Here is a 6,804-nt window from a genome sequence, read left to right on the forward strand (position 1 = left end):
GCCATCGAGCCGGGAGTTATGTACGCGACACGCCGAGCGGCGCGTACATAACTCCCGGCTCGATTGTTTGGGTCAGCGGGAGGCGCGGAAGGCCTCCAGCTGGGCGATGGTGGGGTACGACGACTGGGCGCCGTGGCCGGTGGCCGCGTACGCACCGACGACGGCTGCGAACGCCGCGGAGGCCGCGAGCGTCTCCCCGGCGGCCAGGCGCAGCGCGAGCGCTCCCATGAACGCGTCGCCGCATCCCGTGGTGTCGACCGCGGAGACCGGGACCGCCGGCACCGTGGTGTGGTCGCCGTCGTCGAACACGAACGCGCCCTCCGACCCGCGAGTGACGACTGCCCGCCGGATCCCGCGTCCGGCGAGCCGGGATGCGACCTCCGCCGCCTGCACGGATTCCACGTCGACGCCGAGCAGCGTCGACGCCTCGTGCTCGTTGACGAGCAGCACGTCCGTCGCCGCGAGCAGCGCGTCCGGCACCTCCGCGTACGGGGAGAGGTTGAGCAGCACGGTCGCGCCATCGGCCGCCGCACGCTGGGCGGCGGCGACCACGACGGCCGTGTCGATCTCGAGGCACAGTCCGAGCACGCCGCGACCCGTGAACGCGTCGCTGTCGCGCACGTCCTCGGCGGTCAGGCGGTCGTTGGCGCCCGGGCTCACCACGATGGTGTTCTCGCCGTCGGCGTTCACCGTGATCATCGCCGTGCCGGTGGCGGTGCCGTCGATCCTGCGCACTCCGTCGACGTCGGCACCCGCGCGGCGCAGCGAGCCGGTCAGCAGCTCGCCGTGGGCGTCGGTGCCGACGGCTCCGAGCATCCGGACGTCGCCGCCGAGCAGCGCGGCCGCCGCGGCCTGGTTCGCGCCCTTGCCTCCCGGAAGGGTCACGAGTTCGGAGCCGCGCACGGTCTCCCCCGGTCCGGGGAAGCGCTCGGTGCGCACGACCAGGTCGGCGTTCAGCGACCCGACGATCAGGATGCCGGAGCCGCTCATGCCTCCACCGCTCACGCCTCCGCCGCTCATGCCTCCGCCGTGACGGGCTTCGGGATGAGGAACGACACCGCGAGGGCGACGACCGTGATCGCAGCGCCCACGAGCATCCCGGCGCTGTAGCCGACCGTCGAGGTGCTTCCGGCGGGGCTGAGGACGACCTGCAGCACGGGAAGCAGCGCGAAGCTGAGGCCGGCGCCGAGGTTGAACGCTCCGGCGTTGAGGCCGGGCAGGAAGCCGGGGTTGTCGGCCGGGGAGAGCACGATGCCGAGGCCGTTGAGCATGATGTTCGCGATGCCGGCGTAGCAGATGCCGATCAGCACGGTCGCGACGATCAGCACCGGCATCGAGTGCACGCCGACGAACGCCATGATCAGGGTCGCCACGATGCTGCCGACGAGTCCGACGCGCAGCACGGTGCGGTAGCCGAGCGTCGGCGCGAGGCGTCCGGCGAACGGTCCGACGATCCAGCCGACGATCGCATACGGGGTGAGGAAGGCGAGCGACGCGAGGTCGGCCTGCATCCCGAACCCGGCATCGCCGTTCTGGGCGATCGAGGTGACGAGCCCGTTGACGACGGCGAACACACCGGTCATCGTCAGCAGCGTGGTGACCAGCAGGGCCCAGGTGCTGCGCTGGCGCAGGTACTTCGGCGGCACCAGCGGCTCCCGGATGCGCTTCTCCACGAACCAGAACACCACGAACGCGACCAGCGACAGCACGATGCCGCCGATGACGAGCGCCCAGTTGGCCGCGGCCAGCTTGCCCGCCTCGTTGAGCGCCATCAGCAGTGCGCCGATGGAGACGACGAGCGGGATGACGCCCCACCAGTCCATCCGGGTGCCTGCCGACGGCTTCGACTCGACGCCCCAGATCAGGACGAGCGCCACGGCGATCACCGAGACCACCGCGATGACCCAGAACACGGAACGGAAGCCGAGCGTGGTCGCGAGCCAGCCGCCTGCGATGGCGTCGATACCTGCGATGCCGCCATTGACAGCGGTGAGCAGGCCCATCGCCGCTCCGTACTTCTTCGGGTCGGAGATCTCGGCGCGCAGCATCAGCAGGCAGACGGGGACGACCGGCCCGGAGACGCCTTGGATCGCGCGGCCGACGTACAGCATCGGCAGGTTGACGGCCAGGGCGGCGACGACGCTTCCGAGCATCATCACCACGAGCATCCCGATCAGGATGCGCTTGCGTCCGACGATGTCGCTGAGCCGCGGGAGGAACAACGAGAACAGGGCGGCGAGCGTGAAGAACATGGTCTGCGACAGCCCGACGGAGGCGTCGTCGGTCTTCAGCTCGTGCGCGATGGTGACGAGCACCGGGCTCAGCATGCTCGCGTTCAGCTGGAACGCGACGCAGGCGGCGAGCAGCGCGGCAGTGAGCGCGGCGAGGCTCTTGCCGCCGCTGGTCAGGCCGGAGCCGGTGCGGGTGGCGCCGGTAGCGCCGGTGGATGCGGTCAGGCCGCTCATGCGTCGACCTCCCCGATGCGCTCGAGTGCGTCGACGACGAGCGCCCAGAAGCGTTCGGGGTCGAGGTCGGTGGCCGCCCAAGTGGTGCAGTCGTCCGGCGCTGGCGCACGGAAGTCCGCCACGGTCATCCCGAGGGTGAGCGTGCCGGTGAGCTCGATGTCGATGGGCACCTTGACGGTGCGGACGATGCTCGGGTCGATCACGTATGCGACGGCGCACGGGTCGTGGACGGGCGGGGCGTCGAAGCCCTGCGCCTCCTTGTACGTCTGGCCGAAGAACTCGAGCAGCTCGACGACGAACCGCGCCGGCTTCGTGCCGACCGCACTGATCGCCGCGACGACGTCGGGCGTCGCGAGCGCCTGATGGGTGAGGTCGAGACCGACCATCACCACCGGCCAGCTCTCGTTGAAGACGATGTGCGCCGCCTCCGGGTCGATCTTGATGTTGAACTCCGCGACCGCGCTCCAGTTGCCGACGTGGTAGCCGCCGCCCATGAGCACGACCTCCTTGACGCGCTCGGCGATGCGCGGCTCCTTGCGCACGGCCAGCGCGATGTTGGTGAGGCCGCCGGTCGGCACGAGGGTGACCGTGCCCGGCTCGTTGGCCATGATCGTGTCGATGATCAGGTCGACCGCGTGACGCGCATCCACCTGGGTGGTCGGCTCGGGGAGGACGGGGCCGTCCATGCCCGAGTCTCCGTGGATGTCCGGAGCGTTCTCGATGGTGCGCACGAGCGGGCGGGTCGCTCCGGCGGCGATCGGGACGCCGATCATGCCGGCGATCTCGGCGACGGCGAGCGCGTTGCGCGTGACCTTCGGCAGCGTCTGGTTGCCGACCACGGTGGTGACGGCGAGCAACTCGATGTCTGGGTTGCCGTGCGCCAGCAGCATCGCGATGGCGTCATCGTGCCCTGGGTCGCAGTCGAGGATGATTTTCTTGCCCGGATTGGCCACGGGGGCTCCACTTCGTCGGGGGATGAGTTAAGCGCTTAATGCTTATCACGTTAAGCGCTTGACGTGAAATCGCCCGCCGATAGCATCGACGTATGCCCCGCCCATCCCGAGCATCCCGAGCATCCCGTGCATCGGGCGCGTCCAGCGCACCCCGCGCATCCCGGGCGACGACCAGGGTGACGGCCGCGCAGGTGGCCGCGCACGCCGGACTCTCGGTGGCGACGGTGTCGCTCGTGCTCAACGGCAAGACGGACGGGCGGGTCTCCCCCGCCAACATCGAGCGGGTGCGCGCCTCGGTCGCCGAACTCGGTTACGTGGTCGACCAGGGGGCGAGCGCGCTCGCCCGCGGACGGTCCGACCTCGTCGTGCTCGTCGCCCCCGACCTGTCGAACCCGTTCTTCGGCTCGGTGATCCAGGGCATCGAGCAGGAGCTCGGCCCGCGCTTCCAGCTCGTGCTGTCCGTGACGGAGAGCGGGGTGCAGCCGTCCGCCTCCGACGTGCGCAGGTTCGCCGGGCTGCGGCCGGCCGGCTACCTGGTGGATGCGCCCTCCGACGCGTTCCTCGACGAGCTCGGAGACGACGCGCCGCTGGTGGTCCTGGATGCGCCGGAGCTGCGCACCGACGTCGCCGCCGTCAACTACGACATGCGAGACGCGATCGACGCGCTCGCCGCGCACCTCGCCTCCCGCGGCCACCGCACGCTCGGCTACCTCGACAGCATCACGGACACCCGCACCTTCCAGCTGCGCCGCGAACAGCTCACCGCAGCGGCCGAACGCAACGGGATGACCGTGAGCGCCCCGGATGCGGCCCGCAGCATCATCGAGCTCGGCGCGGCGGCGGCGGCCTTCGGCGCGGCGTGGCCGGAGTGGCGCGCCGACGGGGTGACGGCGGTGGTGTGCGCGACGGACACGCACGCGTACGGCGTGCTCGAAGCGGCGCGCGCATCCGGACTGTCGGTGCCGGGCGACGTGGCGGTGACCGGCTTCGACGACCTCCCATACTCGCGCGTGACGGCGCCGCCGCTGACCACGGTGCGGCTCCCCGGCGAGCCGCTCGGCCGCGCCGCGGCGCGCAGCCTCGTCGCGCAGATCGACGGCGCCGACGCCGCCGGCGGCCCGCCGCCCGACCTCGTCGCGACCCTCATCGCCCGCGGCTCCACCGCCTGACCCAGGCTCCGGCCCCGCGCGCCCATCCCGCGAGATGCCAGTAACTGTCGCGAAACGCCCGGGATGCGCGACAGTTACTGGCATCTCGGCGCGGGAGGCGCGCGCGAGCTGCCAGTGGGCGCCTCAGAGGGCGGCGACGACGGCGCGCGCGCTGCGTTCCAGGAACGCGACAACCTCGTCCGAGGCCAGGTCGGTGCCGAGGGCGCTGCGCACCAGCGCCTCCTCCGCGAACGCGACCCACGACCGCAGCGCGATGCGCAGCAGCTCGGTGTCGGGGATGCCGAGCTCGACGAACACCGCGATCACCCGCTCGGCCTGCTCCGCGCGCGCCTCCTCGACCACCTCGCGCACCTCGGTGTCCCCGCTGGCCACGCCGCGCACCAGCGAGTAGAACGTGCCCCGGTGGTTACGCACGAACTGGACGATCCTGCTGAGGGTGTCGTGCAGCCGGTCGAGCGGCGGCAGGTCCTCCTGCGGTTGCGTCGCGCGCAACATGCTGTCGCGTGCCGTGCGCACCACCTCGCGGTGCAGCCCCTGCTTCGTTCCGAAGTAGTGGAACAGCAGTGCCCGCGACACGCCGGCCTGGGCGGACAGGCCCTCGATGGTGAGCGCATCCAGCGGGTTGTCGACCAGGAACCCGACCCCGAGCGCGACCAGCTGGGCCCGGCGTTCATCCGGGGTCAGGCGGGTGCGCCGGTCGATCTCCATGCGACGAGCCTAGCCACCCGCATCCCGCGCACTATTGACAAGTCGTCAATAGTGAATATGCTCGCTCGTGGGGTTCCGACCTGACCAGCACCGCCGCTGTCAATACCCCAAAACGAGGAGGATCGATGAAGTTCCGCTCACTCACCCGCTCCCACACCGGACGGGTCGTGCTCGCTGCCGTCCCCGTGGCCGTGGTGTCGTCGCTGCTGATGGCGGGTGTCGCCAACGGCGCCGTCCCCGTGTCGTTCGCGGTGTCCGGCAGCCAGTTCCAGATCAGCGCATCGCAGCTCGACGGGACCGGCTTCAGCCAGTACGCGGGCGTCGCCCCCGACACGGCGGGCAAAGACCACCAGGTCGCCATCGCCAACATCAAATCGGCGACACTCTCCGACCTCTGCCAGTCGGTCGTCACGGACACGCCGATGGGCAAGGTCGGCCTCCTCATCACGGCGGGCGGCGGCGGATCCCCGGCGAGCGCCTCCGACCTGCAGATCGGGATGACCGACCTCAAAGGCGACTCGACCTTCGGCAACATCCGGATCGGCGTCGACGCCTCCACGGTCAACACGGCCGCGAAAGGCGGAGTGGGCGACTTCGCCCAGGATGCGGACACGGTGAAGATCGCCAACCTGCAGCAGACCGCGTGGAGCACCCAGGCGTCGGTGTTCACGCTGACCGGGATGCACGTGCAGCTGACGGACGGATCCAAGGGATGCTTCTGAACGCGACCGGGGATGCGGGGGCGGGTAGTAGGCGCCGGGCGCGGGCCGGGCGCGCCGAGCACGCCTCCACCTCCGACCGTGACTCCACCACCACCACCGCCTGGTCCCGCTTCTCCCGCTGGCGCAGGCAGCGCCCGTTCCTCGGCGGCCTCCTGATCGCCCTCGGCGGCGTCGAGCTGTTCTTCTCCGGCCAGCTGGACATCGGCAAGATCCACGTGCAGCTCGGCATCGAGGGGCTGCAGGCGACGATCATCCCGATCGTGCTGGCGCTCCTCGGCGTGCTCATCGTCACCATGCCAGCCCACCGCATCTTCTACGGCGTGATCGCACTGGTGGTCGCGGTGTATTCGCTGGTCGGGGTGAACCTCGGCGGCTTCTTCGTCGGGATGCTGCTGAGCACCGTCGGTGGCGTGCTGGCGGTCGCGTGGATGCCGCGCACGAGCGACGAGGCAGGTGGCGTCCCCGCGGGCGACCCCGCGCTCCGCCGCGCCGACGAAGGGGCCGACGAAAGGGCAGCATCCTGAGCCGCCGCGATCACCCCAGCCGCCGCGGGATGCGGGGAACGCTCGCCGTGTTCCTCGCCGTCGCGCTCGTCGGGTTCGGGTTCGCCCGCGCGCCGATGGTCGTGCCGGAGGGCTCGTGGTGCATCCCGTTGCTGATGGACTGCAGCTCACCCACGCCCACCCCGACCCCCACGCCGACGCCGACGGGCGGTTCCGGCGTGCCCGGCGTGCCCGGCGTGCCCGGCGTGCCAGGAATCCCTGGGGCCCCGGCCATCCCCGGCACC

The 6,804-nt window shown here is 71.1% G+C and carries 8 protein-coding genes; 4 read left to right on the plus strand and 4 right to left on the minus strand.

The features are described 5' to 3' along the window. Positions 1-72 precede the first annotated feature (72 nt). Genes B7438_RS11955 through B7438_RS11965 form a run of 3 tightly spaced genes read right to left on the minus strand, consistent with a single transcriptional unit; the run spans position 73 to position 3,418 of the window. Complete coding sequence (locus tag B7438_RS11955; RefSeq protein ID WP_256921999.1) at positions 73-1,020, minus strand: ribokinase; 948 nt, start codon at positions 1,018-1,020, stop codon at positions 73-75. Continuing rightward, positions 1,017-2,465: an MFS transporter gene (locus tag B7438_RS11960; protein WP_085369821.1), complete on the minus strand. Its 1,449-nt coding sequence runs from the start codon at positions 2,463-2,465 to the stop codon at positions 1,017-1,019. Before B7438_RS11960 ends, B7438_RS11955 begins: the two co-directional genes overlap by 4 nt. Continuing rightward, complete coding sequence (locus B7438_RS11965; RefSeq protein WP_085369822.1) at positions 2,462-3,418, minus strand: nucleoside hydrolase; 957 nt, start codon at positions 3,416-3,418, stop codon at positions 2,462-2,464. Before B7438_RS11965 ends, B7438_RS11960 begins: the two co-directional genes overlap by 4 nt. A 92-nt stretch (positions 3,419-3,510) precedes the next feature. On the opposite strand from B7438_RS11965, the gene B7438_RS11970 reads away from it, so the two are divergent. After that, the gene (locus B7438_RS11970) at positions 3,511-4,587 is read left to right on the plus strand and encodes a LacI family DNA-binding transcriptional regulator (RefSeq protein ID WP_085369823.1); all 1,077 of its coding nucleotides are present in this window, start codon (positions 3,511-3,513) and stop codon (positions 4,585-4,587) included. Positions 4,588-4,710: 123 nt separating this feature from the next. On the opposite strand, the gene B7438_RS11975 is transcribed toward B7438_RS11970, so the two are convergent. Next, positions 4,711-5,295: a TetR/AcrR family transcriptional regulator gene (locus B7438_RS11975; RefSeq protein ID WP_085369824.1), complete on the minus strand. Its 585-nt coding sequence runs from the start codon at positions 5,293-5,295 to the stop codon at positions 4,711-4,713. A gap of 125 nt (positions 5,296-5,420) precedes the next feature. On the opposite strand from B7438_RS11975, the gene B7438_RS11980 reads away from it, so the two are divergent. The 3 genes from B7438_RS11980 to B7438_RS20725 all read left to right on the plus strand — a co-directional run. Further along, complete coding sequence (locus B7438_RS11980; RefSeq protein WP_085369825.1) at positions 5,421-6,017, plus strand: DUF6230 family protein; 597 nt, start codon at positions 5,421-5,423, stop codon at positions 6,015-6,017. Next, positions 6,008-6,541, plus strand: a complete 534-nt coding sequence (locus B7438_RS11985; RefSeq protein ID WP_256922000.1) for a DUF6114 domain-containing protein — start codon at positions 6,008-6,010, stop codon at positions 6,539-6,541. The genes B7438_RS11980 and B7438_RS11985 overlap by 10 nt, the downstream gene beginning before the upstream one ends. Before the next feature lie 29 nt (positions 6,542-6,570). Further along, a partial coding sequence (locus B7438_RS20725; RefSeq protein ID WP_373270197.1) for a hypothetical protein occupies positions 6,571-6,804 on the plus strand: 234 nt, incomplete at its 3' end.

Source organism: Leifsonia sp. NCR5 (assembly GCF_002105485.1).
Classification (GTDB): Bacteria; Actinomycetota; Actinomycetes; order Actinomycetales; family Microbacteriaceae; genus Leifsonia.